This is a genomic window from Streptomyces sp. NPDC088817 (genome assembly GCF_044750345.1).
Taxonomy (GTDB): domain Bacteria; phylum Actinomycetota; class Actinomycetes; order Streptomycetales; family Streptomycetaceae; genus Streptomyces.
In genome coordinates, this window is the sequence record NZ_JBIVJN010000021.1 from 1 (window position 1) to 26,816 (window position 26,816).

30 protein-coding genes and 1 pseudogene are annotated in these 26,816 nt (G+C 72.5%); 17 read left to right on the top strand and 14 right to left on the bottom strand.

What is annotated here, in order from left to right:
* Positions 1 to 207: 207 nt before the first annotated feature.
* The 7 genes and pseudogenes from ACIP4X_RS30960 (at position 208) to ACIP4X_RS30990 (ending at position 5,689) form a co-directional block, all read left to right on the top strand.
* Positions 208 to 670: pseudogene (locus ACIP4X_RS30960) on the top strand (hypothetical protein).
* A gap of 146 nt (positions 671 to 816) precedes the next feature.
* Entirely contained in the window at positions 817 to 1,137 is a 321-nt protein-coding gene (locus ACIP4X_RS30965; protein WP_358733836.1) for a hypothetical protein, read from the top strand.
* Positions 1,138 to 1,230: 93 nt separating this feature from the next.
* Positions 1,231 to 1,917 carry a PH domain-containing protein gene (locus ACIP4X_RS30970; RefSeq protein ID WP_391459075.1) on the top strand — a complete coding sequence of 229 codons (687 nt, stop codon included), beginning with the start codon at positions 1,231 to 1,233 and terminating at the stop codon, positions 1,915 to 1,917.
* 190 nt (positions 1,918 to 2,107) lie between these two features.
* The gene (locus tag ACIP4X_RS30975) at positions 2,108 to 3,343 is read left to right on the top strand and encodes a serine hydrolase domain-containing protein (RefSeq protein WP_401351512.1); all 1,236 of its coding nucleotides are present in this window, start codon (positions 2,108 to 2,110) and stop codon (positions 3,341 to 3,343) included.
* A 38-nt stretch (positions 3,344 to 3,381) separates the two neighbouring features.
* Entirely contained in the window at positions 3,382 to 4,059 is a 678-nt protein-coding gene (locus tag ACIP4X_RS30980; protein ID WP_391459079.1) for an AIM24 family protein, read from the top strand.
* A gap of 122 nt (positions 4,060 to 4,181) precedes the next feature.
* On the top strand, positions 4,182 to 5,141 hold the full coding sequence (locus ACIP4X_RS30985; protein WP_401351514.1) for a threonine/serine dehydratase: 960 nt from the start codon (positions 4,182 to 4,184) through the stop codon (positions 5,139 to 5,141).
* Between the two features lie 122 nt (positions 5,142 to 5,263).
* Positions 5,264 to 5,689, top strand: a complete 426-nt coding sequence (locus ACIP4X_RS30990) for an SsgA family sporulation/cell division regulator (RefSeq protein ID WP_391459083.1) — start codon at positions 5,264 to 5,266, stop codon at positions 5,687 to 5,689.
* A gap of 123 nt (positions 5,690 to 5,812) precedes the next feature.
* Here ACIP4X_RS30990 and ACIP4X_RS30995 read toward each other — a convergent pair whose 3' ends face one another.
* The 3 genes from ACIP4X_RS30995 to ACIP4X_RS31005 form a co-directional block, all read right to left on the bottom strand.
* Complete coding sequence (locus tag ACIP4X_RS30995) at positions 5,813 to 6,796, bottom strand: aldo/keto reductase (protein ID WP_401351516.1); 984 nt, start codon at positions 6,794 to 6,796, stop codon at positions 5,813 to 5,815.
* 69 nt (positions 6,797 to 6,865) lie between these two features.
* Complete coding sequence (locus ACIP4X_RS31000) at positions 6,866 to 7,570, bottom strand: ribonuclease H (protein WP_401351518.1); 705 nt, start codon at positions 7,568 to 7,570, stop codon at positions 6,866 to 6,868.
* Between the two features lie 44 nt (positions 7,571 to 7,614).
* A complete protein-coding gene (locus ACIP4X_RS31005) occupies positions 7,615 to 8,412 on the bottom strand; it encodes a VOC family protein (RefSeq protein ID WP_391459240.1) in 798 nt (265 codons plus the stop codon).
* Between the two features lie 158 nt (positions 8,413 to 8,570).
* Between ACIP4X_RS31005 and ACIP4X_RS31010 the strand changes: the two genes are divergently transcribed.
* Positions 8,571 to 9,578: a zinc-binding alcohol dehydrogenase family protein gene (locus tag ACIP4X_RS31010; RefSeq protein WP_358733855.1), complete on the top strand. Its 1,008-nt coding sequence runs from the start codon at positions 8,571 to 8,573 to the stop codon at positions 9,576 to 9,578.
* 84 nt (positions 9,579 to 9,662) lie between these two features.
* Here the strand turns inward: ACIP4X_RS31010 and ACIP4X_RS31015 are convergent, their stop codons facing one another.
* Positions 9,663 to 10,145: a VOC family protein gene (locus tag ACIP4X_RS31015; protein ID WP_358733824.1), complete on the bottom strand. Its 483-nt coding sequence runs from the start codon at positions 10,143 to 10,145 to the stop codon at positions 9,663 to 9,665.
* Between the two features lie 123 nt (positions 10,146 to 10,268).
* On the opposite strand from ACIP4X_RS31015, the gene ACIP4X_RS31020 reads away from it, so the two are divergent.
* From ACIP4X_RS31020 to ACIP4X_RS31030, 3 genes are all read left to right on the top strand, one after another.
* Positions 10,269 to 11,471 (top strand): epoxide hydrolase family protein, encoded by a 1,203-nt coding sequence (locus ACIP4X_RS31020; protein ID WP_401351521.1) that lies wholly within the window; start codon positions 10,269 to 10,271, stop codon positions 11,469 to 11,471.
* 111 nt (positions 11,472 to 11,582) lie between these two features.
* Positions 11,583 to 12,239: an ATP-dependent Clp protease proteolytic subunit gene (locus tag ACIP4X_RS31025; protein ID WP_358733820.1), complete on the top strand. Its 657-nt coding sequence runs from the start codon at positions 11,583 to 11,585 to the stop codon at positions 12,237 to 12,239.
* A 1-nt stretch (position 12,240) separates the two neighbouring features.
* On the top strand, positions 12,241 to 12,843 hold the full coding sequence (locus ACIP4X_RS31030) for an ATP-dependent Clp protease proteolytic subunit (protein ID WP_358733818.1): 603 nt from the start codon (positions 12,241 to 12,243) through the stop codon (positions 12,841 to 12,843).
* Between the two features lie 95 nt (positions 12,844 to 12,938).
* On the opposite strand, the gene ACIP4X_RS31035 is transcribed toward ACIP4X_RS31030, so the two are convergent.
* Entirely contained in the window at positions 12,939 to 13,367 is a 429-nt protein-coding gene (locus ACIP4X_RS31035; RefSeq protein ID WP_358733816.1) for a helix-turn-helix domain-containing protein, read from the bottom strand.
* 346 nt (positions 13,368 to 13,713) lie between these two features.
* Between ACIP4X_RS31035 and ACIP4X_RS31040 the strand changes: the two genes are divergently transcribed.
* On the top strand, positions 13,714 to 14,598 hold the full coding sequence (locus tag ACIP4X_RS31040) for an RNA polymerase sigma factor SigF (RefSeq protein WP_358733814.1): 885 nt from the start codon (positions 13,714 to 13,716) through the stop codon (positions 14,596 to 14,598).
* 60 nt (positions 14,599 to 14,658) lie between these two features.
* On the opposite strand, the gene ACIP4X_RS31045 is transcribed toward ACIP4X_RS31040, so the two are convergent.
* Positions 14,659 to 15,114, bottom strand: coding sequence for an ATP-binding protein (locus tag ACIP4X_RS31045; protein ID WP_358733812.1), 456 nt, complete (start codon positions 15,112 to 15,114; stop codon positions 14,659 to 14,661).
* A 268-nt stretch (positions 15,115 to 15,382) separates the two neighbouring features.
* On the opposite strand from ACIP4X_RS31045, the gene ACIP4X_RS31050 reads away from it, so the two are divergent.
* The gene (locus ACIP4X_RS31050) at positions 15,383 to 16,564 is read left to right on the top strand and encodes a streptophobe family protein (RefSeq protein WP_358733853.1); all 1,182 of its coding nucleotides are present in this window, start codon (positions 15,383 to 15,385) and stop codon (positions 16,562 to 16,564) included.
* Here the strand turns inward: ACIP4X_RS31050 and ACIP4X_RS31055 are convergent.
* Positions 16,548 to 16,958, bottom strand: a complete 411-nt coding sequence (locus ACIP4X_RS31055) for a hypothetical protein (protein ID WP_358733811.1) — start codon at positions 16,956 to 16,958, stop codon at positions 16,548 to 16,550. The two genes, ACIP4X_RS31050 and ACIP4X_RS31055, sit on opposite strands and share 17 nt — an antisense overlap.
* A 304-nt stretch (positions 16,959 to 17,262) precedes the next feature.
* On the opposite strand from ACIP4X_RS31055, the gene ACIP4X_RS31060 reads away from it, so the two are divergent.
* A complete protein-coding gene (locus ACIP4X_RS31060; protein WP_391459095.1) occupies positions 17,263 to 17,658 on the top strand; it encodes a nuclear transport factor 2 family protein in 396 nt (131 codons plus the stop codon).
* Positions 17,659 to 17,759: 101 nt separating this feature from the next.
* Here the strand turns inward: ACIP4X_RS31060 and mgrA are convergent, their stop codons facing one another.
* On the bottom strand, positions 17,760 to 18,752 hold the full coding sequence (gene mgrA, locus ACIP4X_RS31065; protein WP_391459096.1) for an L-glyceraldehyde 3-phosphate reductase: 993 nt from the start codon (positions 18,750 to 18,752) through the stop codon (positions 17,760 to 17,762).
* A 130-nt stretch (positions 18,753 to 18,882) separates the two neighbouring features.
* On the opposite strand from mgrA, the gene ACIP4X_RS31070 reads away from it, so the two are divergent.
* Entirely contained in the window at positions 18,883 to 19,776 is an 894-nt protein-coding gene (locus ACIP4X_RS31070) for a LysR substrate-binding domain-containing protein (RefSeq protein ID WP_391459098.1), read from the top strand.
* A 52-nt stretch (positions 19,777 to 19,828) separates the two neighbouring features.
* Complete coding sequence (locus ACIP4X_RS31075; RefSeq protein WP_358733803.1) at positions 19,829 to 20,344, top strand: DinB family protein; 516 nt, start codon at positions 19,829 to 19,831, stop codon at positions 20,342 to 20,344.
* Here ACIP4X_RS31075 and ACIP4X_RS31080 read toward each other — a convergent pair.
* From ACIP4X_RS31080 to ACIP4X_RS31095, 4 genes are all read right to left on the bottom strand, one after another.
* Positions 20,326 to 21,396 (bottom strand): adenosine deaminase, encoded by a 1,071-nt coding sequence (locus tag ACIP4X_RS31080; RefSeq protein WP_391459100.1) that lies wholly within the window; start codon positions 21,394 to 21,396, stop codon positions 20,326 to 20,328. The genes ACIP4X_RS31075 and ACIP4X_RS31080 overlap by 19 nt on opposite strands.
* 58 nt (positions 21,397 to 21,454) lie before the next feature.
* Entirely contained in the window at positions 21,455 to 21,853 is a 399-nt protein-coding gene (locus tag ACIP4X_RS31085; protein WP_358733800.1) for a VOC family protein, read from the bottom strand.
* 101 nt (positions 21,854 to 21,954) lie between these two features.
* Positions 21,955 to 22,890, bottom strand: coding sequence for a M48 family metalloprotease (locus ACIP4X_RS31090; RefSeq protein WP_391459103.1), 936 nt, complete (start codon positions 22,888 to 22,890; stop codon positions 21,955 to 21,957).
* Positions 22,887 to 23,261: a BlaI/MecI/CopY family transcriptional regulator gene (locus ACIP4X_RS31095; protein WP_358733796.1), complete on the bottom strand. Its 375-nt coding sequence runs from the start codon at positions 23,259 to 23,261 to the stop codon at positions 22,887 to 22,889. The genes ACIP4X_RS31090 and ACIP4X_RS31095 overlap by 4 nt, the downstream gene beginning before the upstream one ends.
* Before the next feature lie 338 nt (positions 23,262 to 23,599).
* Here ACIP4X_RS31095 and ACIP4X_RS31100 point away from each other — a divergent pair, with 338 nt between their 5' ends.
* Positions 23,600 to 24,307: a dienelactone hydrolase family protein gene (locus ACIP4X_RS31100; RefSeq protein WP_391459106.1), complete on the top strand. Its 708-nt coding sequence runs from the start codon at positions 23,600 to 23,602 to the stop codon at positions 24,305 to 24,307.
* Between the two features lie 73 nt (positions 24,308 to 24,380).
* Here ACIP4X_RS31100 and ACIP4X_RS31105 read toward each other — a convergent pair whose 3' ends face one another.
* Together ACIP4X_RS31105 and ACIP4X_RS31110 are read right to left on the bottom strand one after the other, a co-directional pair.
* Complete coding sequence (locus ACIP4X_RS31105) at positions 24,381 to 25,301, bottom strand: oxidoreductase (protein WP_391459108.1); 921 nt, start codon at positions 25,299 to 25,301, stop codon at positions 24,381 to 24,383.
* A gap of 55 nt (positions 25,302 to 25,356) precedes the next feature.
* Positions 25,357 to 26,733: an RICIN domain-containing protein gene (locus ACIP4X_RS31110; RefSeq protein ID WP_358733852.1), complete on the bottom strand. Its 1,377-nt coding sequence runs from the start codon at positions 26,731 to 26,733 to the stop codon at positions 25,357 to 25,359.
* Positions 26,734 to 26,816: the final 83 nt, after the last annotated feature.

Consider the following 26,816-nt stretch of genomic DNA (forward strand, 5'->3'; position numbering starts at 1 on the left):
CTCACCCCGGAGTTGCTCGATCTCCCCCAAGTCCACACGGGCAGCCTGCCGGACTCGGCACCCAAGATCAAATCAACCTAACGAAGTACTACTAGACGAACTTCGCCAACGACCTCAACTTCCCGTCGCGAACATGTAGTCTATGAATCGTCGCAGTTCAGAGCCGGTTCATGAGCTCCTACGGTCGGTAAAGTCGACGGCCCACTCATCCCGTTCGGACCGTCCCCCAGTCGCGCGCAGGTCCCTGTCTCCGACTTCCAGCTACCCCTTGACCAGGACAACCCGCTGCTCGAGCGGCTCGACCCCGGCCTTGGACCACGCCTCCTGGCCCTGGATTGTGAACTCGTATGGGCCTCGACCTGGATGGAGGATGCAACCAGGCCGTCGCCCCACGTCTCGGACTGCCGAGGCTGCCCGTCGTGGAGGGTCGGACGCCTACACCGAAGACAGCCCGCGCCGCCTGCACTGGAAGACCCGCCACCTCGTCGAGTGGGCCAACCGCCGGCCGTTCATCTGGGTCGACGACGAGATCAGCACCATGGACCGCCTCTGGACCGCTGCCCAACCCCCTGGGCCGTCACTCCTTCATCGCGTCGACCCGGCAAAAGGCCTCGTAGACGCCGACTTCTCCGCGCTCACCGATTGGCTCCGCGCCGCTGCGCCGAGTTAGGCCACAGGGGCAGGCGATGGGAAGATGCGGGCACTCTGTGGTGCGCCGCCCTTGCCTGCTGGACCGGGCAACGGTCGGGAAGGGTGGGTGCGTCTGTCGGGGTGTGGTCCGGCCCTGCGTAGGGCCGGAACTGTTGAGGGGGTCTCGTGGAGAAGGACGTGGGGCGGGAGCGCAGCGCGGTGGCGGCTCCGAACGCGTACGAGCGGGTCCTCGCAGAGGATCGGCGGGTGATCCGGGAGATGTTGCGCTCCAGCCGGGGCGGGGCGCACTTCGGTCTGGTGGTGACGGCCTTGGTACTCGGTGCGGTCGGGTACTTGGAGGGCCCCAAGTGGCCGTTGATCATCGGTGGCATGTTCGCGGTCTGGTTTGTGCTGGCCCTGGCCGTCGTCCGCAGACGCGGCGGACGAAGCTGGCAGGCGATCGAGCGTGCGTACATCGCGACCTTCGGCTGGGCCCAGTGGCTGTGACCTGATGGGTGTCACTGCGGTGGTCCTGTGGGCTTGGGCGATCTCGACTGGGAGGGAGTTCGGGGCGTGTTCATGTCGGGCACAATCGCGCGTATGTCGACACCTGACCCGCAGTCACCACCCAGCGCCGCGCAGGCCGCCTCCGCCGACCGTGTCTTCCGGTCGCCCGCCGGCATAGCCACAGGAGCGATATTGCTTGCCGTCGTCCTGTGGCTCGGCGTCAACGCGGTCGTCGGCACCGAGGGCGGCATGCCCTGGAAGGTGCTGGCGGCGATGCTGCTGGTGATTCCGCTCCTGGTCGCCTTCACCTTGCGTCCTGCGATCTTCGCCAACGACCACCGGCTGCGCGTCCGCAACCCGTTCCGCACCGTCACCCTGCCCTGGGGCGCCGTCTCCGGTCTGCGGGCCGGCCACTCCAATGAGGTCTTCGACCAGTTGGGCACCAAATACCAGTTGTGGGCCGTCCCGGTCTCCGCGCGCGGCGTCAGGCAAGCCGGGCGCGAGCAGGTCAGGCTGGCCCAGTCCTTGCAGAGTCCAGGTGGTCCCGGCCTGGACCGCCGCGGGCTCTTCGACGCGGGACGGCCCGACCGGCCGAACGCGGAGGCGGAACGCCTGCGGCCGCGATCCGGCAAAGCCATGGACAGCCTGCGTGCGCTCCATGAGGCGGGTGCCGTGACCAAGAAGGGCCAGGGCCGGCCCGAGGTGCGCTGGGCGTACGAGATCCTCGGTCCGGCGGCGGCCGGCCTCGTGCTGCTGGTCGTGCTGCTCGTCGTGCTCTGACCGCACGCGAAGACATGCGGCCCGGACGATCCGCCTGGCTCACCGAGTGAACTTCCTCTGGATGGGACATCCGATCCACTCAGCTGTGTGTCGGTCGGAAAGACGCGGCCGGATGCGGGAGGGTTGCTCTGCCCGGATGTGGCCGGATTCGCACGGATCGCCGCGCGGACGGAGACGGAGGAGGAATCGGATGGCCTCACGAACGGTGTGCAGCGGTGCGGTACTCGGCGCGCTGGTGGCGGCTCTGCTGGCGAGTCCGGCGCACGCGGTGGAGCACCGGCCCGGCACGGCGGCGGCGCCGGACGCGCTGCCCGCCCCGGACACGGCGGCACTCGGCACCCTCCTGCGCACGGCTCTGAAGCAGGGCGCGCCGGGCGCCATGGCGCGGATCGACGACCACCGCCTCTCCTACGACGACCACGCGACGGTGTACACGGCCACGGAGGGCGTCGCCGACCGCGGGAGCGGGGACTGGATCAGCACGGCCGACCGGTTCCGCATCGGCAGCGTCACCAAGACATTCTCCGCCGTCGTACTGCTGCAACTGGCAGCCGAGGGAAGGGTGAAGCTCGACGACCCGGTCAATCACTACCTGCCGGGGCTCCTGCCCGACGACCGGATCACGGTGCGGCACGTGCTCAGCCACCGCAGCGGTCTGTACGACTACGCCGACGAGTTGTTCGCCAGGACCGTCCCCGGCTTCGAGGCCGTACGCACCAAGGTCTTCACGTACCGTCAGCTGCTCGCGCTGTCCCTGAAACACCCGCGCACCCAGGCGCCCGGCGCCGCCTACGCCTACTCCAACACCAACTTCGTGGTCGTCGGAATGCTCATCGAGAAGCTGACCGGCCACCCGGTGCGCACCGCCTACGAGAACCGCGTCATCAGGCCGCTGAAGCTGAACGACACCTTCTACGTCCACCCCGCCACGAAGATCCCCGGCCGGTACGCGCGCGGCTACCTCACCCCCGACGAGGCCGCGTCGCCCCCGGTGGACGCCACCGAGCAGACGATGTCCTGGGCGCAGAGCGCCGGCGCGCTCATCTCCAGCACCCGCGACCTCAACACGTTCTTCTCGGCGCTGCTGGGCGGACGGCTGCTTCCGCCCGCCCAGTTGGCCCAGATGGAGCGGTGGATCCCCGCGGGCACCGGCCAGGCGTACGGTCTCGGGCTGCGCCGCCGGGACCTGTCGTGCGGAGTGTCGGTGTACGGGCACACCGGCGCCGTACAGGGCTACTACACCTACGCGTTCACCAGCAAGGACGGCAGACGCAGCCTGGCCGCGCTCGCCAACACCTCCAACAACGGCCCGGTGCAGCGGACGATGCTGCGCACCCTGGAGTCGGCGTTCTGCGGCAAGCGGACGAAGGCGCTGGGCGCCGCCGACCTGCCGGGCACGGCGACGGAGAACGACCTCGCGCAGTGATCTTGGCGGAACGGCTGCCTCCGGGCCAGGATGCCCGCATGAAGGGTGACCTGTTTTCCAGTGAGTACGTGGTGGGCCCCGCGACCGCGCCGGGCATGACCGTCGAGAACTCCAAGTGCGTCAAGTACACGGTGGACGGCGAGATGTTCGCCCGCCAGGGCTCGATGGTGGCGTACCGCGGTGATCTGCGGTTCGAGCGCAAGGGCCAGGGCGTCGGCGGCATGCTCAAGCGCGCGGTCACCGGGGAGGGGCTGCCGCTGATGACCGTGCGCGGGCAGGGCGAGGCCTGGTTCGCGCAGGAGGCACTGAACTGCTTCGTCGTCGAGGTCGGCCCGGGTGACGAGTTCACCGTCAACGGCCGCAACGTGCTGTGCTTCGACGCGACCCTGTCGTACGAGATCAGGACGGTGAAGGGTTCGGGCATCGCGGGCGGCGGTCTGTTCAACAGCGTGTTCACCGGGCAGGGCCTGCTCGGCCTGGTGTGCGAGGGCAGCCCGCTGGTCATACCGGTCACGCCGCAGCAGCCCGTGTACGTCGACACGGACGCGATCGTCGGCTGGACCGCGCATCTGAGGACGTCGCTGCACCGCTCGCAGTCGTTCGGCTCGATGCTGCGCGGCGGGTCGGGCGAGGCGGTGCAGCTCATGCTGGAGGGCGAGGGCTACGTGGTCGTCCGGCCGAGCGAGGCGACGCCGCACCGGCCCCAGCAGAACTGAGGCGGAAGAGGCCCCGTGGGCCGGATCCGGCGGAACCTGTTGACCCGCGCGACCCCGGCAGGCGAGGGTCGGGTCGGCGCGGATCACCAGCCGCGCCGGAAAGCCGGAAAGGTGGGACTGTCTTGATCGGCATCTCGGAGATCGAAGCCGCCGCCGAGCGGATCGCCGGACACGTCGTGCGCACCCCGACCGTGCCGAGCCCCGGCCTGTCCGCGCTGCTCGGCACCCCGGTGACCGCGAAGCTGGAGCTGTTGCAGCGCACGGGCTCCTTCAAGGCGCGCGGCGCCACGGCGCGGCTGCTGTCGCTCGACGAGGCGGAGCGGGCCGCGGGCGTGGTCGCGGTCAGCGGCGGCAACCACGGGATCGCGCTCGCCGTGATGGCCGCCGCGCTGCATGTGAAGGCCACCGTCGTCATGCCGCGCTCGGCGCCCGCCCGGTCCGTCGCGATCGCCGAGGAGGCCGGGGCGTCGGTGCGGCTGACGGACGGCATGGACGAGGCGTTCGCCGCGGCCGCGCGGCTGCGGGACGAGGGGCTCACCCTGGTCCATCCCTTCGACGACGAGGTGGTGGTCGCCGGGCAGGGCACCGTCGGCCTGGAGCTGGCCGCCGACGCCGGGGAGCTGACCGACGTGCTCGTCAGCATCGGGGGCGGCGGGCTGATCGCGGGCGTCGCCGCGGCCCTGCACGCGCTGCGGCCCCGGGTGCGGGTCTGGGGCGTGGAGACCGAGGGAGCCGAGGCCATGTCCGAGGCGCTGGCGTCCGGCGGCCCGGTCCCGGTCGCCCTCTCCTCGCTCGTGACGACGCTGAGCGCCCCGACGGTGTCGCGGCTGACGTACGAGCATGTCCGCGCCCTCGTGCACGAGGTGCTCGTGGTGCCCGACCGGGAGGCCGTGCGAGGCAGTCTCGACCTCGCCGAGCACGCCAAGGTCTGGGCCGAGCCCGCCGCGGGCTGTCTGCTGCCGGCCGCCCGGCAGGTACGGGAGCGGATGGGCCAGGACGTCCGGCTCGGCCTGGTGGTGTGCGGCGGCAACGCGGCGGTCGCCGACGTCATGTCCTGGGCGGACCGGTTCGAACTGCGCTGACCCGCGCCGGCGGTCCGGCCGTCGCGGCACCCGGAGATTGCTCCGAACGGCCGGGCATCTCGTGCGGATCAGGGGTACCAGAGGGGTCTATGTCCCGCAGTCGTCCTCGGAGGGCCGAATTCGTGAACGCCATGGTGCGCAAGAGTCTGGTGGTGCAGTTGCAGGCACATGGCACGGAACGCTTCCCTGTGCTGGCGCACCTGGATTACGACGCCGAGGACCCGTTCGCCGTCACGATCGTCTTCGCGCACGACGGGCGGGTGCTGGCCCGGTGGAAGGTGGACCGGGGCATGCTCGAAGAGGGGCTGGGGAAGCCCGTCGGCGTCGGCGACGTCCGCTTCCGCCCCGTCTCCGACGGCCTGTCGGAGGAACTGTGCATGGAGTTCTTCGGCGACGCCCACACCGACGGAGAACGGCAGCACGCGACGGTGTTCGTGTGGGCGGCCGCCGTCGGAGCCTTCCTGCGGGACACCTACGCCGTGGTGGCCCCGGGCGAGGAGGACGCCGGTGTCGACAACTTTCTCGCGGAGGTGCTCACCGGAAGCTGAGCGGGGCTGCCGTCGCCGCCGCACCGGATGGTGTGGCGGCGACGGATCGGCGTCGGCTACTGCTCCCGACCGCCGGGCCGGCGCCCGGGCCTGGAGGATTCCCGCGGACGGTCCGGCCCGCTGCTACCAGCGGGCCTCCACCTGGTCCTTGATCCGGCGCTCGTAGAGGTCCCGGATCGCCGCGAGGGTCTCCTCGGCCAGCGGGGGCAGCTTCGCGGCGGCGGCGTTGGCGCGGGCCTGCTCCGGCGAGCGGGCGCCCGGGATGACCGTGGTGACGCCGGGCTGCTGGATGATCCAGCGCAGCGCGAGCTGGGCCGAGGTCCAGCCCTCGGGGGCGAGTGCGGCGAACTCGGCCGCGGCCTCCACGCCCGTGGCGAAGTCGACGCCGGAGAAGGTCTCGCCCTGGTCGAAGGCCTCGCCGTGCCGGTTGTAGGTGCGGTGGTCGTCGGCCGCGAAGACGGTGTCCTTGGTGTACTTGCCCGACAGCAGCCCGGAGGCGAGCGGGACCCGGGCGATGATGCCGACGCCCGCCTCCCGCGCCGCGGGCAGCACCTCGCGCAGCGGCTTCATGCGGAACGGGTTGAGGATGATCTGCACGCTGGCCACGTTGGGCCGGGCGATCGCTGTCAGGGCCTCGGCGCAGGTCTCCACGCTGACCCCGTAGGCGGCGATCCGCTCCTCCTCCACCAGGGTGTCCAGCGCGTCGAACACCGCGTCGCTGGAGTAGACGGGGGTGGGCGGGCAGTGCAGCTGCACCAGGTCGATCCGGTCGACGCCCAGGTTGCGCCGGGAACGGTCGTTCCAGGCGCGGAAGTTGTCCAGGACGTAGCTCTCCGGGATCTGCTCGACACGCCGACCCATCTTGGTGGCGACCAGCACGTGGTGGTCCGGCCGGCCGGCGAGGAACGCGGCGACGGCCGACTCGCTGCGTCCGTCGCCGTAGACGTCGGCGGTGTCGAAGAAGGTCACCCCCGTCTCGGCGGCCGCCTCCAGGACGGAGAGGGCTTCCTTGTCGTCCACGTCGCCCCAGTCGGCGCCCAGTTGCCAGGTGCCGAGCCCGACGACCGACGCGTGCTGGTGCGACCTGCCGAATTCACGTTCGTCCATGGCGACAGTCTGTCATCAGACGTCCACCCGCGCGGAGCGGGCCGGTACCCCGTGCGCCGGCGGGCGCGGCTATCCGGCGGCCGCCGCGCGGCACTCCGGGTGGCCCCAGCCCTGGTCGTTGCGGGCGATGGACTCGCCGGCCGCGTAGGAGCGGCCGCAGACGCACTGGCCGGGGAACTTCGCCTTGATCGTGCGGGACGACGAGCCGCCGGTGCGCGGCCGTGCCGCCTTGGTCCCGTTCGTGCGGCGGCGCGCGGCGGCGGACACGGGGGCCGAGGGCGGCGGCTCCGGCGAGCCGAGGTCGCTGCCCGCGGACTGCTGCGCGCTCGCCGCCTGGCTGGCCGCCCGGTCCGCGAAGTCGTTGAGCGGGTCGCCGTCGACCTGGTGGGCTGGCACGTAGCGGAAGTCGACGGAACGGCCCTGGAGCAGCCCGTCGATCCGCACGACCAGCTCCTGGTTGGCGACCGGCTTGCCCGCGGCCGTCTTCCAGCCGTTGCGCTTCCAGCCGGGGAGCCAGGTGGTCACGGCCTTCATCGCGTACTGCGAGTCCATCCGCACCTCAAGCGGCACGTCCGGGTCGGTCGCCGTCAACAGCCGCTCCAGCGCGGTGAGTTCGGCGATGTTGTTGGTGGCGGTGCCGAGCGCCCCCGCCTCCCAGCGGACCGGACTGCCCGCGTCGTCCGAGACGACCCACGCCCAGCCCGCCGGACCCGGATTTCCCTTCGACGCCCCGTCGCAGGCGGCCACCACACGTTCACGCATGGGCTCGATCATGCCACGCCCGGGCGCACCCTCCGGACCGCAGTCCAGGACACGGCCTAGGACACGTCCGCGGCCTGCGGCTTCTCGCCCTGGGTCGTGGTGACGTCGATCACCGAGAAGTTCGCACCCTGCGGGTCGGTGAGCGCCGCGAGCCGGCCGAAGGGGCTGTCGTGCGGGCCGAACCGCAGCACACCGCCCCGCCGGGTCGCGGTGGCGACCGCGTCGTCGCAGTTCGCGACGGTGAAGTAGATGTTGATGTACGAGGGCACCTCGGGCGGGAAGTCGTCCGACATCCTCATGCGGCCGAGGACCGGGTCGCCGCCCACGTCGAACACGCGGAAGTCGATCGCCTCGTCCTGGATCTGCTTGGCGGTGTAGCCGAAGACGTCGGAGAGGAAGGTGTCCGCCGTCGCGGGCTCCCGGGTGAACAGCTCCGCCCAGCAGTAGGCGCCCGGCACCGCGATCGCCTCGAAGCCCTCGTGGGTGCCGCCCTGCCACACACCGAACACGGCGCCGCTGGGCTCCCGGGCCAGGCACATGGTGCCGAAGTCTCCGACCTGCATGGGCTCCATCAGCACCTCACCACCGTGGTCGCGGATCCGGCGGGCGGTGGCGGCGGCGTCCGGCGAGGCGAGATACAGGCACCACTGCGACTGCCCCTCCTGCCCGGGCATGGGCGGTACGACGGCGGCCACCGCTTTTCCGTCCGCGTAGGCCTGGGTGTAGTTGCCGTACTGCGAGGAGGACTCTCCGAAGGTCCAGCCGAGGACGTCGCCGTAGAAGCTCTTGGCCCCCTCGACGTCGCTGAACATCGCGTCCGCCCAGCACGGGGTTCCCTCGGGTTGTACCGCCATGGCCGCCGCCCTCTCCCGTTCGGTGACTGGTCCCTTCCTCACGCTATTGACTCCCCGGTCCGGTCGCGCGCCGAGCGGCCCCGCCTGTTCCACACTGGGACGGACGGCGAAGGACCGGGCGGTCACGGCGGACGGGACGCGAGATGGCGGACGGCACGATGCGGGCGTGGACGGTCACCGAACCACGGCCGGTGGAGGAGAAGCCGCTGCGGCTGACGGTGAAGCCGGTCCCCGAGCCGGGGGACGACGAGCTGCTGGTGCACGTACGCGCGTGCGGGGTGTGCCGCACCGATCTGCACGTCACCGAGGGCGATCTGCCGGTGCACCGGGCCGGGGTCACGCCCGGTCACGAGGTCGTGGGCGTGGTCGCGGGCCGGGGGCGGGCGGTCGCCGGCTTCGCGCCCGGCGACCGGGTGGGCGTGGCCTGGCTGCGCCGCACCGACGGCACCTGCGCGTACTGCCTGCGCGGCGCGGAGAACCTGTGCCCGGCCTCCCGGTACACCGGCTGGGACGCCGACGGCGGTTACGCCGAGTACACGACCGTCCCGGCCGCCTTCGCCTACCGGCTGCCCGGCGAGGTCGACGACGTGGCGCTCGCGCCGCTGCTGTGCGCGGGGATCATCGGGTACCGGGCGCTGCGCCGGGCCGCGCTGCCGCCCGGTGGACGCCTCGGCCTGTACGGGTTCGGCGGCAGCGCCCATCTGTGCGCGCAGGTGGCCCTCGCGGAGGGCGCCAGGGTGCACGTCATGACCCGCGGGGAGGCCGCGCGGCGACTCGCGCTGGAGCTGGGCGCGTCCTCGGCCCAGGACGCGTACGCGGTGCCGCCCGAGCCGCTGGACAGCGCGATCCTGTTCGCCCCCGTGGGCGACCTGGTCCCCGTGGCACTGCGGGCCCTCGACCGGGGCGGCGTGCTGTCCGTGGCGGGCATCCATCTGAGCGACACACCGCCGCTGCGCTACGAGAGCGAGCTGTTCTACGAGAAGGAACTGCGCAGCGTCACCTCGAACACCCGCGAGGACGGCCGGGACTTCCTCGCCCTGGCCGCCCGGCACGGGGTGCGCGCCACCACGCACACGTATCCGCTCTCGCGGGCCCCGCAGGCGCTGGAGGACCTCAAGGCGGGCCGCTTCGACGGGGCCGCGGTGCTGGTGAACGACCTGCCCTGACCGGGGCGCGCTTCCTCGCCCCGGCGCGGTGACCGGTGGGTCCGGTCCACTCCCCGGAAGGTGGACCGCCCCCGTCGCCCGCCGTCACTCGCCCGCGTACGCCCTTTCCAGGGCGGCGATGTCGAGCTTGCCCATGGCGAGCATCGCCCGCGTGGTGCGGTCCGCCTTCTCGGCGTCGGGGTCGCCGATCATGTCGATGAGCCGCTCAGGGACCACCTGCCAGGAGACGCCGTACTTGTCCTTGAGCCAGCCGCAGGGGCCGGGCTCGCCGCCGTCCTCGGTAAGCCTGGTCCAGTAGTGGTCGATCTCCTCCTGGTCCTCGCAGTGGATCTGGAAGGAGATCGACTCGTTGAACGTGAACTGCGGACCGCCGTTGAGCGCGACGAACTTCTGGCCGTTCGCCACGAAGTCGACCGCGATCACGGATCCGGCCGGGCCGGGTCCGGCCTCGGTGTAGCGGCCGATCCGCCCGATGCCGGAGTTCCTGAAGACCGAGACGTAGTGGTGGGCGGCCTCCTCGGCCTGGCCGTCGAACCAGAGACAGGTGGTGAATCCTTCGGTGGCCACGGGTTCCTCCTGGGGGTGTGGGACGCGCTCGTGTGTACCGACCGGCCCGCGCGGCGAAACTCATCGGCGGGTCCGAAAAAAAACCATGGGGCGCTTCACCGGCCCGGAATTAGCATCGCGGGCATGACGACGTCACCCCCCACCGACGGCATCCGGCCCTTCCGGCTCAGCGTCCCGCAGAACGACCTCGACGACCTGCACGACCGCCTCGACCGCACCCGCTGGCCGGACGAGCTGCCCGGCGCGGGCTGGGACTACGGCGTGCCCCTCGACTACCTGCGCGAGCTCGTGCGGTACTGGCGGCACGACTACGACTGGCGGGCGGCCGAGGAGCTGCTGAACCGGTGGCCGCAGTTCACGACCACGATCGACGGGGCGAACGTGCACTTCGCCCACGTCCGCTCGCCGGAGCCGGACGCCACCGCGCTGGTCGTCACGCACGGCTGGCCGGGCTCGATCGTCGAGTTCCTCGACATCGTGGGCCCGCTCACCGACCCGGCCGCCCACGGCGGCGACCCCGCCGACGCCTTCCACCTCGTCCTGCCGACCATCCCGGGCTTCGGGCTGTCCGGGCCCACCGCCGAACGGGGCTGGGAGGCGGGACGCGTCGCCGACGCGTGGGCCGAGCTGATGCGGCGGCTCGGCTACGAGCGGTTCGGCGCGCAGGGCGGCGACTGGGGCGCGGTGATCTCCCGCGAGCTGGGCCGCGCCCACTCCGGCCGGGTGATCGGTGTCCATCTGAATCTGCTGCCGGGCGCGCAGCAGACCACCGAGCCGACCGGGGAGGAGCTGGCCGGGCTCGGCGCCGAGGAGCGGGAGCGGACGCTCGCGTCGTGGCGGCGCTGGGACGCCTGGCAGCGGGAGGGCGCGGGCTACGCGGCGCTGAACGCCAGCCGCCCGCAGACCCTGGCATACGCGCTGACCGACTCGCCCGTCGGCCAGCTCGCCTGGATCGTCGAGAAGTTCCGTGAGTGGACGGACTGCGACGACCTGCCCGAGGAGGCCGTCGACCGGGACCGGATGCTCACCGACGTGATGCTGTACTGGCTGACCGGGACGGCCGGTTCGGCCGCGCGGATCTACTACGAGCGGGCGCACGCCACCGGCAGGGCCGCCGCGCCCACCGAGCCGTCGACCGCCCCGACCGCGCTCGCCGTCTTCCCCGCCGAGCTGCAACTCCCGCTGCGCCACAGGGCGGAGCGCACCGAGAACCTCGTGCGCTGGACGCGGTTCGACCGGGGCGGCCACTTCGCGGCGATGGAGGAGCCGGACCTGCTGGTCGCGGACGTACGGGCGTTCTTCCGGCAGCTCCGCGAGAAGGGCTGACGGGGCCGCTCCGCCCGTGGCGAATCTGCCACGGGCAGAGAAACCGTACGCGGCGGTGGCACCGGGCCGACAGTGGGGCCGACGGCATCCGTGCCACGACAAGGAGACCCGATGACGCCACCGACCGCACTGCTCCCGACCGGCGCGCTCGCGCCGCGCGCCGAGGAGCACGACACCCCGCCCAGCCGGTTCGACGACCATCTCGCGGCCGGGCTGCTCGCCCAGCGGATCGTGTTCCTCGGCACCCAGGTCGACGAGGTGTCGGCCAACCGGGTGTGCGCCCAACTGCTGCTGCTGTCGGCCGAGGACCCGCGCACCGACATCGCCCTGTACATCAACAGCCCCGGCGGATCCGTCACCGCCGGGCTCGCCATCTACGACACGATGCAGCTCATCCCGAACGACGTGTCGACCCTGGCGATGGGATTCGCCGCCAGCATGGGGCAGTTCCTGCTCGCGGTGGGCACGCGCGGCAAGCGGTTCGCGCTGCCGAACGCGCGGATCATGATGCACCAGCCGTCGGCGGGCATCGGCGGCACCACCGCGGACATCGAGATCCAGGCGGAGAACCTGGAGCACACCAAGCGCACCATCGAGCGGCTCACCGCCGAGCACACCGGGCAGAGCGAGGAGACGATCCGGCGGGACGGCGACCGTGACCGCTGGTTCACCGCCGAACAGGCCAGGGAGTACGGGATGGTGGACCGGGTGGTGGAGTCGGTCGCCGGCATCCGCCCGGCCGACTCGCGTCGGCGGATGGGGCTCTGACATGGGGTCGTACACGGTTCCGTACGTCGTCGAGCGCACCGCGCAGGGTGAGCGGTCCTACGACGTGTTCAGCAGGCTGCTGAACGAACGCATCGTCTTCCTCGGCACCGAGATCGACGACGGTGTCGCGGGCGTCGTCATCGCCCAGTTGCTCCACCTGGAGTCGGCGGCCCCGGACCAGGAGATCGCGATCTACCTCAACTCGCCCGGTGGATCGTTCACTTCGCTGATGGCGATCTACGACACGATGACGTTCGTGCAGGCGCCGATCTCCACGTTCTGCGTGGGGCAGGCGGCGTCGACGGCGGCGGTGCTGCTGGCGGGCGGCGACCCGGGGCGGCGGTTCGTGCTGGAGCACGCCCGGGTGCTGCTGGGGCAGCCGGCCTCCGGCGGCAGGCAGGGCACGGTCTCCGATCTGGCGCTCCAGGCCAGGGAGATGAGCCGGATCCGCTCCCAGGTCGAGGAGGTGCTGTCCCGGCACACCGGCCACGACCCGGCGACCCTGCGCGCGGACATGGACCGCGACAAGGTGTTCACCGCCGAGGAGGCGGTGGCGTACGGGCTGGCCGACGAGGTACTGAGCCGGCGCCTCGCACGGGTCTGACCCACGCGGGCCGGGGGCGTCGCGCGAGTCCGACGCGCGATGCACCGGCCCGCCTGTTTGACTCGCGGCTCCGGGGCGCCGGCCCGGTGCGGGTGTCAGGCGGCCAGGCACAGTCCGCCGTGGCGGGGGACGGAGGTACCGCGGCTGCGGACGGTGCCACGTGCCGCGGTGCGCGACAGCTCGTCCTGGACGAGGGAGAGCAGGTCACCGAGGCCGATGCCGAGCGCCTGCGCGGCGGCCGCGAGGATCTCCGAGGAGGCCTCCTTGCGGCCGCGTTCGACCTCCGACAGATACGGCATCGAGATCCGCGCCGTGTCAGCGACGTCCTGGAGCGTGCGCTCCTGCGCCAGCCGTTCGCGGCGCAGGACGTCGCCGACGAGATCGCGCCAGAGGGGTTCCCTGGGCGCGGCCGCCGGAGTGCGGCCCTGGGCGGGACGTTCGGGTGCCGGGCGGGACGGCGCCGGGCGCGCGGCCGGCGGGCGCAGAGGGATGACGGGGGCTCGGTTCGGCGCTCGTTCGCTCATTCCCCCAGCCTAGGAGTCCCGGACTCGGGCGGAAGGGAGGGCGGTTGCGCCCTGGGTGAATCCGCGGCCGGGTCCTCCCGCCCCACCGCCTCCTCCGCCCTCCCCGCACCGGCGAATTCGCGCCGCTCCGGGGCACGTAGGGAATGCCCTCGGTGACTGCGGGTATCCGCAGCTCCAACGGCCCGGCAGGCAAGGAGCGGTGCGCGACCCCCCGGGAACGGCGCGGGCATACATCCCGGCGCCCCGGGTACCCGGGGGTCGCACAACCGCTCGGTGCCTGAGCGCCGGGCTGAAGTACGCAGGCCGACAAGGCAGAGGGCGAACCTTGACGTACGTGGGAGAGGCGATGGACACCACCGTGATCCGGTCCGGGGCAGCGGTCGAGGAGACCCGGAAGGCCGAGACTGGTGGCGGGTCGCTGCCGGGGGTGGAGGATCCGCGGACGGTCGCTCCGCGTGACGCCCGCGAGCTGTCCCGCCACTTCTTCCGGCGTCTGACCGAACTCGACGAGGGCACGCACGAGTACCAGTACGCCCGCAACACGCTCATCGAGATGAACATGTCGCTGGTGCGGTTCGCGGCCGGGCGGTTCCGCAACCGCGGCGACGACATGGAGGACATCGTCCAGACCGGGATGATCGGCCTGATCAAGGCGATCGACCGGTTCGAGCTGGCGCGCGAGGTGGAGTTCACCTCGTTCGCCCTGCCCTACATCGTGGGCGAGATCAAGCGGTTCTTCCGGGACACCACCTGGGCGGTGCACGTGCCGCGGCGGCTCCAGGAGCTGCGGGTCGAACTGGCCCGGGCGCGCGAGGAGCTGTCCAGCCGCCTGGACCGGGACCCGACGCTGGCCGAACTCGCCACGCTGATGAACATATCCGAGGACCAGGTGGTGGAGGCCCAGATCGCCTCCAACGGCTACAACTCCGCGTCGCTGGACGCCGCCCTCACCGGTGAGGGACCGGAGGACGGCGAGGCGGTGCTCGCCGACTTCATCGGCGTGGAGGAGGACGGGATCAGGCTGGTCGAGGACTTCCACGCCCTCGCGCCGCTGGTGGCCGGGCTCAGTGAACGCGACCGGCAGATCATCCATCTGCGGTTCGTGGAGGAGGCCACCCAGGCGGAGATCGGCGAACGGCTCGGCTGCTCGCAGATGCACGTCTCCCGGCTGATCAAGCGGATCATCACCCAGCTCCGCCAGGGCATGCTCGGCGAACTGGGCTGCGCCTAGAGTCCGTCCGGACGGGAAGTCCTCGGGCTCGCTCAGGCGGTCACTCCGTCCGCGCGCTGGTCACTCGTTGCCGAGTTCGACCAGCGCGCGGACGCGCTTGCCCACCGGGACGCGTTCCACGGTCACCTCGAGCGCCAGCGCGTGCACGATCTCCAGGCCGTGCCGGCCCACCCGCCGCGGATCCCGGGGGAAGCGCCGGGGCAGTACGGCGCTGCTGTCGTACACGCACACGTTCACCGCGCTGCCCGTGCCCTCCAGCTCCAGGATGTACGGCCCGTCGCTGTGCCGGTCGGCGTTGGTGACCAGTTCACTGACCACCAGCAGGAGCGCGTCGCCGCAGCGGCGGCCGATCTCGGCGCACCACTCGGTCCTGAGCTGGTCCAGGAAGTGCGCCGCGAAGGAACGCGCCTCGGCGATGCAACCGGGTTCGCCGGTGTAGTGCGTCGCCCGCCGGAGCGGTTCCACGGGAACGTCGAAACCAGTCGCTATCACTGCCCCGTCCAGATGGTCGGTCATGCGTGTCTCTCTCGGAAGCCGGCCAGGCCGGACACTGCTGCACCTGTGCTGTTACCCCGAGCCGCGCCCGGCAGTCCCACCCGTCGGCGGACGCGGACGGACCCTCCGGCAGGCGCGGCGCCCGGGCCCTGCCTAGCGTGGCGGTGTGAGCCCCGCGAGCCCCCCGGTCCCGCCGAGCCTCCCGGTCCCGCCGAGTCCCCCGGCACCGCCGACGGCCCGGCACGGCTGGGCACAGGCCCTGGCCACAGTACTGGCCGCAGTGGTCGGCATGGGCGTGGTGGCCGCGCTCGGGCTGTGGGCGGCCGGTGCGGCGCGTCTTCCCGGCAACGCCTTTCCCCGGGTGGTCGCCGCGACCGTGGTGACAGCCGTCGGCGGCAGCGTCGACCTGTCGGGCGACGCAGGCCCGCTCGCCCGGACCCACGCGGGCATCACGGTGATGCCGCTCACGGTCACGCTGGTCGGCACGCTCATCGTCGCCGCCTGCTTCCTGCGGCCGCTCCGGCACCGTGCGGTGGCCGGGGCGCGCGAACTGGCCGGGTGGGCCGCCCGGATCGCCGCCCTGTGGCTGCTCGCGCTGATCGGCCTGGCGCTGGCCGCCCGGCAGACCTTCGCCGTCGACCTCGGCAACGGGATGCTCGGCGCCATCGGCGGGCTGTTCGGCGCCGCGCCGGAGGTCGGCTTCGCCGCGCGGGTGCCGCTCACCGTGCTCTTCGGGCTGCTGTGGCTGGCGGGCGTACTCGTGCTGGCCCTCCTGGTGGCGCCCGGGGCCCCGTTGCCCGCGCGGCTGCTGCGCCGGCGGGAGCCGGTGCGTCCGGCGGCGTACGCCATGGTGGTCCTGCTGCTCGCGTGCGTGGTCGTGGGCCTCGTCGTCGCGCTCGTGACGGCGGCCACCCGCGGGCGCCCGGCGGAGCACTTCGCCGTGATCCTGCTCGGGCTGCCCAACGTGGTCTGGCCGGTGTTCACCATCGGCCTGGGAGCCACCTGGAACGGCAGAGTGGACGGCCCGTTCGGGCTGCCGATGCCGCGTCTGCTCGACGAGGTGCTGCGCACCCCGGACGTCTCCACGCTCAACCTCGGCACGCTCGCCGAGCACGACGGCCGGGTGTGGTGGCTGGTGGTCGTGGACGCGGTGCTGCTGCTGGGCGCCGCGTTCCTGATGGCGGCGCGTTCCCCGGCCGGGACGCCGGCCTGGCGGCACGCCGTCCGCATGGCCGTCGCGTTGCTGCTGACGGTCATGACGGTCTGTGCCGTCGGCCGGATCTCCGCGCACTACGGTCTGTCGCTCCTCGGCATCGGAGACGTGGGCGGCGGCCTCTCCGGAGAGCTGCTGCTGCGTCCCCGGTTCTGGGGTGCGCTGGGCCTCGCCGCCGGGTGGGGTCTGGTCACGGGCTTCCTGGGTGCTCTGGCCGCGCGCCGGTCACGGCACCGGCCGGTCAGGCCATGGGCATGACGAGCGCGGGCAGGGTCCGGTGCATGCGGAGGGCGTCCACCGACTCGGCGAGCAGTTCGTACTCCGTGGTCTCGTCACTGGCGGCGATCCGCACCAGCCTCCCCTCGGTCAACTCGTCGGCCACGATCTCCTGTTGGGCCACGTCGGCGCACCAGGCGCGCAGGATGGCGGGGACGTCGGGCACGGACTCCGGCACCGGGACCAGCGCGCCGGACGGGACATGGGGGGTGTCGGGTCCGGGGTCGAGCCGCTCGGCGATCCAGGAGGCGCGGTCGCGCAGCCACCACAGGGCCAGGGCCAGGGTGGGCGCCCGGTAGGTGCCGAGCGGTACGCCGATCCGGCGGCCGCCGCACACACCGTACGCGGTGACATGGCACAGGAATTCGTCGTGCACTGCTCCTCCCCCGTGGCTTCGCCGCCCGGTCGGCCCCGGTCCGTGCGGCTTTTATGCGGTGAAGTGCCCCTGAATTCGAGTATGTTCACTACTGAACCACTGTCACCACGACTTTCCGGCCAGTCTCCGGGCATATTCCTCACGCCAGGTGGCCGAAATGCGACGTTCAGTGATCGCACGAGCATGACCCGCGGGGTAATCGACCCCGGCGGCGTCCGCGCGGCAGGGTGGTCCCATCGGGTCGCCGAGCACCGGGACCCGGGCTCCGACCAGCGATTACGACCTCGATGGAGGCTGATTCAGCATGTCCGCGCAGACCGACCGGTACACGATCGCCGTCACCCGTTACTTCGAGGCCTGGAACGCGCCGGACGCCCCGGCCCGGGCGAAGGCGGTGGCCGACGCCTGGACCCCCGACGGCACCTACACCGACCCCCTGGCCGACGCCGGGGGCCACGAGGCGATCACCGCCGTCATCAGTGCCGTGCGCGAGCAGTTTCCCGGGTTCGCCTTCCGGCTCACCGGCAGCGTCGACGGCCACCACGACACGGCCCGCTTCTCCTGGGAGCTCGTGAGCGAGGCCGGGGGTACCGGGGGAGACTCCGCCCCGGTCGCGGGCTCCGACGTGATCACCCTGGACGGTGAGGGCAGGATCCGCACGGTCCTCGGCTTCCTCGACCGGGTACCGGCGGCGGCCTGAGCCCCCGCCGTCCCGGAAGCGGTCCGGCCCCGGCGGGGTTTCCGCCGGGGCCGGTGCGAGCGCGCCCGTCGGCCCGCACCTCGGGCCGGACGGGGCGCGCGCTAGGACGCGATGGCCGCGTCGATGCGGGCCAGTTCCTCCGTGTCGAAGTCCAGGGAGCGCGTCGCGGCGACGCTGTCCTCCATTTGTTGCGGGCTGCTCGCGCCGACCAGGGCCGAGGTGACCCGTCCGCCGCGCAGCACCCAGGCCAGCGCCATCTGCGCCAGGGACTGGCCACGGGACTTGGCGATCTCGTCCAGCGCGCGCAGCCTGCCGACCAGTTCGCCGGTCACCGCGGCGGAGTCGAGGAACGGGCTGTCGCCGGCCGCCCGGGAGTCCTCGGGGATGCCGTCCAGGTAGCGGGCGGTGAGCAGGCCCTGCTCCAGCGGGGAGTAGGCGATGGAGCCGACCTGGAGCTCGTCCAGGGCGTCCAGCAGGCCCTCCTCCTCGGGGCGCCGGTCGAGCATCGAGTAGCGGGGCTGGTGGATCAGCAGCGGGGTGCCCAGTTCGCCCAGGATCCGCGCGGCCTCGCGGGTCTGCTCCGCGGAGTAGTTGGAGATGCCGACGTAGAGCGCCTTGCCCTGCTGGACCGCCGAGTGCAGGGCACCCATGGTCTCCTCCAGCGGGGTGTCCGGGTCGGGGCGGTGCGAGTAGAAGATGTCGACATGATCCAGGCCCATCCGCTTCAGGCTCTGGTCCAGCGAGGACAGCAGGTACTTGCGGGAGCCCCATTCGCCGTACGGGCCGGGCCACATCAGGTAGCCCGCCTTGGTGGAGACGACCAACTCGTCGCGGTAGGGACCGAAGTCGGCCCGGAGCGCGTCGCCGAGGGCCGACTCGGCGGCGCCGGGCGGCGGGCCGTAGTTGTTGGCCAGGTCGAAGTGGGTGACGCCGAGGTCGAAGGCACGGCGCAGGATCGCACGCTGGGTGTCGACCGGGCGGTCCGGGCCGAAGTTGTGCCACAGGCCGAGCGACAGCGCGGGAAGCTTCAGGCCACTGCGTCCGGTGCGCCGGTAGGGCATGTCCGCGTAGCGGTCGGGGTGGGCGGTGAACAACGCGACTCCATCGGGGTTGGCACGGAGGTGAACGGTTCCGGCGGAACCAGTGTCCCCAACTCTCGCGCGCCCCGGGGGCAGCGGTCCAACAGGAGAATCCGATGGGATTCAACGACTACGCTGCTCAATCATGGAACTGCGTCATCTCCAGCACTTCGTCGCGGTCGCCGAGGACCGGCACTTCACCCGGGCGGCGGAGCGCCTCATGGTCTCCCAGTCGGGGCTCTCGGCGTCGATTCGCGCGCTGGAGCGGGAGTTGCAGACCTCCCTGTTCGTGCGCACCACGCGCCGGGTGACGCTCACGGAGGCCGGGCGGGCGCTGCTCGGCGAGGCGCAGCGGATCCTGGCGCAGGTGCGGGCGGCGCACGAGGCGGTGGCGGCGGTGCAGGGCGTGCTGCGCGGCACGCTCTCGCTGGGCACCGAGCAGTGCATCGCGGGGGTGCATGTGGCCGGGCTGCTCGCCGCGTTCCGGCGGCGGCACCCGGATGTGGAGATCCGGCTGCGGCAGACGGGTTCGGGCGCGCTGGCGGAGGAGGTCGCGGCCGGCCGGCTCGACCTGGCGTTCGCCTACCGGACCCGCGCGGACACCGACCAGCTGCGCTCGGTCTCCCTGGCCGGCGAGCCGATGACGGTCCTGTGCCACCCGGGGCACCGGCTCGCGTCCGCCCAGGCCGTCCTGACGCCGCGGGACCTGGACGGCGAGGTCTTCGTCGACTTCCACCCGGACTGGGGGCCGCGCCGGACCACCGACGCGGCCTTCGCCGCCGCGGGGGTCCGCCGCACGGTGGCCCTGGAGGTCAACGACGTGCACAGCCTGCTCGACCTGGTCGACGAGAACCTGGGCATCGCCGTCGTCCCGCGCCACTTCCGGCACAAGCGGCCTTCACTCACCGCGCTGCCGCTCAAGGGCGCCACGGAGACGGAGTACGAGACCGTCGCCCTGCTGCCGCCCGAACAGGCCACCAGTCCGGCGGCCCGCGCCCTGATCACCCTGCTCGAGGCGGAGGAGCCGGGCACCGCCTGACGCGGGCCGGATTCCGGACGCGGGACGGCCGGCGATGCGCCAAGGTGGACGCATGCATGCGAAGGACATCCTCATCGAGGGCCATGCCCGCATCCGGGAAGAGGTCCATGCCGTCGTCGACGGTCTGCCGTCCGAATGGCTCAACGCCCGTCCCGCGGCCGGCGCCAACTCCGTGGCCTGGCTCGTGTGGCACCTCACGCGCGTGCAGGACGACCACGTCGCCGACGCGTTCGGGCTCGACCAGGTGTGGCTCGCGCGGGACTGGCAGAAGCGCTTCGGGCTCCACCTGGACCGCTATGACACCGGCTACGGGCACACCCCGGCGAAGGTCGCCGAGGTGCGGGTCGACGACGGCGAGCTGCTGACCGGCTACTACGACGCCGTGCACGAGCAGACCCTGACCGCCCTGCGCCAACTGACCGCCAAGGACCTGGAACGCGTCGTCGACGAGAACTGGGACCCGCCGGTCACGCTGGGCGTGCGCCTGGTCAGCGTCCTGTCCGACGATCTCCAGCACGCCGGACAGGCCGCCTACGTCAGGGGGCTGCTTCAGAGCGCGGACTCGTAGCCCGGCAGCACCACGTCCCGGATCAGGCTCACGCGCTCGTCGAAGGGGAGGAACGCGCTCTTGACGGCGTTGACCGTGACCGTGCGCAGGTCCTCGACCGTCCAGCCCGCCTGCTCGACCAGCAGGGACATCTCGCGGGTCATCGTGGTGCCGGACACCAGGCGGTTGTCGGTGTTGAGGGTGACCCGGAAGCCCAGGTCCTTCAGCTCCGTGATGGGGTGCTCGGCGATCGAGGTGGCGGCGCCGGTCTGGAGGTTGGAGGTCGGGCACATCTCCAGGGCGATCCGGCGGTCGCGCACCCAGCCGGCGAGGCGGCCGAGCTTGCCGTCGACGATGTCCTCGGTGATGCGCACGCCGTGCCCGATGCGCTGGGCGCCGCACACCTGGAGGGCCTGGTGGATGCTGGGCAGGCCGTGCGCCTCGCCCGCGTGGATGGTGAACGGCACGCTCTCGCGGCGCAGGTGCTCGAACGCGGCCAGGTGGTCGGCGGGCGGGAAGCCGTCCTCGGCGCCCGCGATGTCGAAGCCGACGACACCGGCGTCGCGGTGGGCGACGGCCAGGTCGGCGATCTCACGGGTGCGGTCGAACATCCGCATGCCGCACAGCAGCGTGCCGACCCGGACGGGGGTGCCCTGGGCGGCGGCCTTGGCCATGCCCGCCGCGAGGCCCTCCTGGACGGTCTCCACGACCTCGGTGAGGGTCAGCCCGCCGTTGACCATCAGTTCGGGGGCGTAACGCACCTCTCCGTAGACGACGCCGTCCTCGGCCAGGTCCAGGACGTACTCCTCGGCGGTGCGCAGCAGGCCCTCACGGGTCTGCATCACGGCGAGGGTGTGCTCGAAGGTGGCTATGTAGCGGACCAGGTCGCCGGAGTTGGCCGCGTCGTAGTACCAGGCGGCGAGTTCGGCGGGGTCGGTCGTGGGCAGGGTGTGGCCGACCGCGTCCGCGAGTTCGACGACGGTGGCGGGGCGCAGGCCGCCGTCGAGGTGGTCGTGCAGCACGGCCTTGGGGAGCCGGCGGAGGGTGTCGGTGTCGATGCGGGGCGCGGTCATGGGGCGTTTCCTAGGGCAGTCGAGCGGTGGTGGTGTGCGCGGTGGTGGTGTGCGGTGGTCAGCCCGCGTCGGGGGCGGGCTGGAGCAGGTCCCAGCGGTTGCCGTACAGGTCCTCGAAGACGGCGACCGTGCCGTACGGCTCCTGCCGCGGTTCCTCCAGGAAGGTGACGCCCGCCGCCCGCATCCGGGCGTGGTCGCGGGCGAAGTCGCCGGTGTGCAGGAAGAACGCGACGCGTCCGCCGGCCTGGTCGCCCACCCGGGCCTGCTGGGACGCGGTCCGGGCGCGGGCGAGCAGCAGCGCGGTCCCGGTCCCGTCGCCCGGTTCGACGACGACCCAGCGGGAGCCGTCCGGGCGCGGGGCGTCCTCGGCGAGACGGAAGCCGAGCGCTCCGGTGTAGAAGCGGATCGCCTCGTCGTAGTCGTCGACGACGAGGGTGATCAGGGCGATGCGTCTCATCGGGGCCTTTCGGAACAGCGATCGCGAGGAGCGATCGTCGGGTGAGGTTATACGTAAAACGTGCCACGACGCCAGTCATTCCGGACGCGGGCCGGCAGGGATCAGCGGGAGGTGTCGCCCTGGGCGACCTCGACCCGGTGATGGACGTCGATCATGCCGGTCGCCGAGGCGGCGAAGGAGACCGCGGCGCAGGCCGTCAGCAGCGCGGCGATCCGGGTCGCGGCGCGGCGCGGGACGTGCGGGGCGGCCAGGAGCGCCTTGACGCGGTGCGGGACCGGTCCCGAGGTGGCGGCGGGGGCGAACTCCGGGCGTACGGAGCGGGCCTCCTGGCCGGCCAGGGCGGCGCGCGCGATGGCGCGGGCGGTCAGCCGGCGGTCGCCGACGGCCGCGGCGGCGGCCTCGTCGGCGGCGCGCTCGGCCGCGAGGCGGATGGGCCCGCGCACCCGCCGCAGCGCGGGATGGCAGTGGGCGGCCAGCTCGGCGGCGGCCAGGAAGTAGTGGTGGCCGCCCCGGTTGTGGGCCCGCTCGTGGGCGAACAGCGCCTCGCGCTCGGCCGCGTCGAGGCTGCGGAGCATGGCGGTGGTGACGACGATGCGGTGCGGGCGGCCGGGCAGCGCGTAGGCGTCGGGGTGCGGGGAGTCCACCACGCACAGGTCGCCGGCGGCGGGCCCGCGGCCGGCCTCCGTATGGGCGTCGCGGAAGGCGCGGAACTCCCTCAGCGCGGCGCGCCCCAGCGTGCACGCGCACACGGCGAGCGCTCCCACGGAGATCGCGGCCGCCGGGACGACCACCAGGTCGGAGGGGGTGGACACGGGGTGCACGAGCTTGCCCAGCGCCGCGACGAAGGGCAGCTTGAGCAGACCGGTGAGGACGAAGGCGCCGAGCGCGGCGAGCGAGCAGCCGGCGAGCACGACCGCGAAGCCGGTGATCATCCACAGCGCGGTGACGGGGGCGAGGCGGTCGAGCGCGCGCCGGGCCAGCGCCGGCGCGGCGAACGGCAGCAGCAGGGACAGGAGCAGGAGCAGGGCCGCGGTCATCGCTCACCGGATTCGAGCAGATCGCGCAGGACGCGCTCGTCGTCCGGGCTGAGCTGGGCGACGAAGCGGGCGAGTACGGTCTCGCGGTCGGTGTCGCGGTCGAGTTCGGAGTGCATGCGGCGGGCGGTCAGGCCGTGCGCGTCCTGGACGGGGTAGTAGGCGTATCCGCGCCCCTGGCGGTGACGCTCGACGACGCCCTTGTCGTGCAGCCGGGTCAGGATGGTGGTGACCGTGGTGCGGGCCAGGCCGCTGCCGAGGCCGAGCTGGACCTCGCCGGGGGTGCGGGGCGCGCCGGCGGCCCACAGGACGGCCATGACGCTGGCTTCGAGCTCACCGGCCGGCCTGCGCTCGTCCCTGTCGTCGTCGGTCATGGGTACTTCCTCACCCCGTTGTCGCCCACGGTCGTAGATCGTCTACATGATTGTAGTCAGTCCGGTGCCGTGGTCCGCTCGCGGGCGCGCCCGCCCGCCCATTATGGAAGGAGCCGCCCGGGAATGACCGCGGGATCGCGCGCACCGCGCCACCCGGGTCCCGGCGCGCTCCGGCGGCCCGCCGCACGGCCGGACCGCCCGCCGTACCGTACGAAGGGGCGCGAACCGGACCGTGAACGGCGGGCGGCGTCGGCACGGCGAACGCGGTAAGGATCGAGGGAGGCCCCCGCCACGATTCGGCGGGCGCCGATCCGCGATCCGGCAAGGAGTTGGGCACCATGTCCGAGCGGTCCAGGCCCGCCGAGACGCCCGCCCGGCAGAACGTCACCTTCCCGAGCGCGGGAGACACCGCGCACGGCTACCTCGCGCTGCCCCCGTCGGGAAGCGGTCCGGGCGTCCTCGTCATCCAGGAGTGGTGGGGGCTGACGGACCACATCGCAGACGTCGCCGACCGGCTCGCCGCCGAGGGCTTCGTCGCCCTGGCACCCGACCTGTACGGCGGCAGCGTGGCACACGACCCCGACGAGGCCCTGCCGATGATGAAGGCCCTGCCGGTCTCGCGCGGTGTCGAACTGCTCTCGGGCGCCGTCGGCCATCTGCTGTCCCTGCCCGAGGTCACCTCCGGCACGGTCGGCGCGGTCGGCTTCTGCATGGGCGGCGGGTTCGTGCTGTACCTCGCGGCGGTCGATCCGCGGGTGAGCGCCGCCGTGCCGTTCTACGGCGTCATCCGCGGCGAGCTGCCCGACTTCTCCGGGCTGCGCGCCGGGCTCCTCGGCCACTTCGGGGAGCAGGACCAGGGCGTCCCGCCGGAGCGGGTCGAGGAGCTGCGCGAGACGATCGAGCGGCAGTCGGGCGTCTCCGCGGACTTCCGCATGTATCCGGCCGGCCACGCCTTCTTCAACGACCGCCGACCCAGCCACGACCCCGACTCGGCGTCCCGCGCGTGGCGGAGCACCGTCGCGTTCCTGCACGAGCGGCTGGACTGACCAGGACCGCACGCCGCCGGGACCGGCGCGGGGGCCCGGCTGGACGGTCCCCGCATGCGGTACGGGACGCCGCTCAGCCGGTCCCGTCGCCGGTCGCGGTGTGCAGCGCGTCGAGCCCCGCCATCTCCTCGTCGGTGAGGCGCAGGGCGCCCGCGGCCACGTTCTCCGCGAGGTGGTCGGGGTTGCCGGTGCCGGGGATGGCCAGGACGTGCGGGCCCTGCTGGAGGGTCCAGGCGATCCGTACCTGCGCGGGTGTCGCGTCGTGGGCCCGGGCGACGGCCGCGACCTCCTCGTCGTGGGCGCCGTCCGCCGCCCCCTTGGAGCCGCCCTCGCCGGCGATGGCGAAGAACGGGACGAAGGCGATGCCCTCCTCGCCGCAGACCCGCAGCACTTCGTCGGTGGCGGGGTCGTGGAAGTCGAGCCCGAAGCGGTTCTGCACGCACACCACCGGCGCGATGGCGCGGGCCTCCTCGAGGTGGCGCGGCTCCACGTCGGAGATGCCGAGGTGGCGGATCAGTCCCTCCTCGCGCAGTTCGGCGAGCGCGCCGAAGTGCTCGGCGATGGAGTCCTGGCCCATCCGGCGCAGGTTCACCACGTCGAGGTGGTCGCGGCCGAGCTGGCGCAGGTTCTCCTCGACATGGCCGCGCAGGTCGTCGGGGCGCGCGGAGGGGCCCCACTCCCCCGAGCAGTTCCGGAACGGGCCGACCTTCGTGACGACGACCAGATCGTCCGGGTACGGCGAAAGGGCGCTGTTGATCAGCTCGTTGGCGGAGCGCCGGGCGGAGAAGTAGAAGGCCGCCGTGTCGATGTGGTTCACGCCGAGCTCGACCGCCCGGCGCAGCACGGCGATCGAGCGGTTCCGGTCGCTCGGGGTGCCGAGGTGGAAGGCGGCGCTGCCCGTCAGCCGCATCGCGCCGAGGCCGATGCGGTGGACGGGCAGGTCGCCGAGTTCCCAGGTGCCCGCGGCGTCCGCGGTGATCGTTTCGGAGGTCATCGGCGGAGTCTCGCACACCCGCGTGTCGTGATCGCGTGCGCCGTACGGCCGGATGTCACGGATATGTGTGGGTGTTCAGCGCGTTCACGGCGGCCGCGGGGTCGCCGAGGTCGTAGCGGTCCACGGCCAGGAAGTTGGGCTTCTTGCGTGCCGCGGGCTCGCAGAACCGCCGGGCGCGGTCGGCGAGTTTGCCGTTGTCGGTCTGCACCGTGGCGCTGATCGTGCTGTCCCGGAAGTGGTTCATCACGAACAGCGGCCGGAAGCCCGGTTCGGTGTGCGTCAGCGGGATGTTGAGGTCGGCGCCGTACCAGCGGCTGTAACAGGACCAGTCCGACGCGCCGACGCCCGCGCCCATCGACCAGTAGTTCTCGACCGTCCACTCGCGCTGGTACATCACGCCGAAGCCGTCCCGGGTCAGGCCAGCCGCCTCGTCGGCCGAGCGGCTGTGGTCGGTGAGGATCAGCAGCCGGTGGTTGTCGGCGATCAGGTCGGCCATCCTGGGCCAGCCGTTGTTCCGGACGCCGGTCAGGTCGGGCCGGTAGAGCACGTCGGACAGGCCGCGCACACGGGCGAGTTCGGCGCGCAGGACGCCCGGATCGACGTAGTCCTCCAGAAACACGGTGACGAACTGGTCGGGGTGCGACGCCAGGAAGTCCACCATGCGCTGGAGGTCCACCCACAGGGCGACCGGCCTGCTGACCAGTGTGCAGCTGTTGTGGCAGAGGATCGCGCCGTCCGGTGTCTGATGGATGTCCAGCATGAAACCGCGGACGCCGTCGGCGAGTTGCTGGTCGATGCCACGGCTCTGGTTGGGGAAGAGGTTGACGAACGGCGGGGCGAAACCGCCGTCGACCCCGTTGGCGTAGGCGTTGTGGGCGGTGAGGAACGTGACCTGGTCGAGGGTGCGTTGGTCCGCCGGCGGCATGGGCCGGGTGTCCGGTGTCACCGGGGTGAGGTACCAGCGGGCCAGGTCGCCCGCGGGGCCGAGGGCGAGCGGGGCGGGGTAGTTGGCGCCGGACGGCTTGGCGGCCACGGTCAGGTAGCGGTCGGTGCCGGGCGTCTTGAGCGTGTACCGGTCGTCCCCGGCCGGGGCGATCTCCCAGGCCGCCTCCGCGTCGGCGCAGGCGACGGTGCGGGCCCGGTCGCCCGAGCGGCCGAGACAGGTGCCGGCCTGGTCGGCGCTCTCCAGGACGTACGACGGTCCGTTCGCCCTCAGGTTCCACTGCTGGTGGTCCTCGTCGCCCCTGGGGTTGTGCTGTTCCACGGCGCCGGCACCGGCGGCCGCCGCGGCCAGGCCGGTCGTGACGCTCTGGACGTAGTACGCCCCGGCGGCCGGAGCCTGCGCCGTGGCGCTCGCGGGAGCGGATGCGGGGGATGCCACGACGGCGGCGAGCGCCGCGGTCGTGGCGAGCAGCGCGTGGGGGGTGCGCATGGCGGTGTTGCCCTTCGTCCGGACGGTGGCCGTCGCCCAGGGGGGCGCCCCGGCGGTCGATGACACCGTCGGCCAGGATGGTC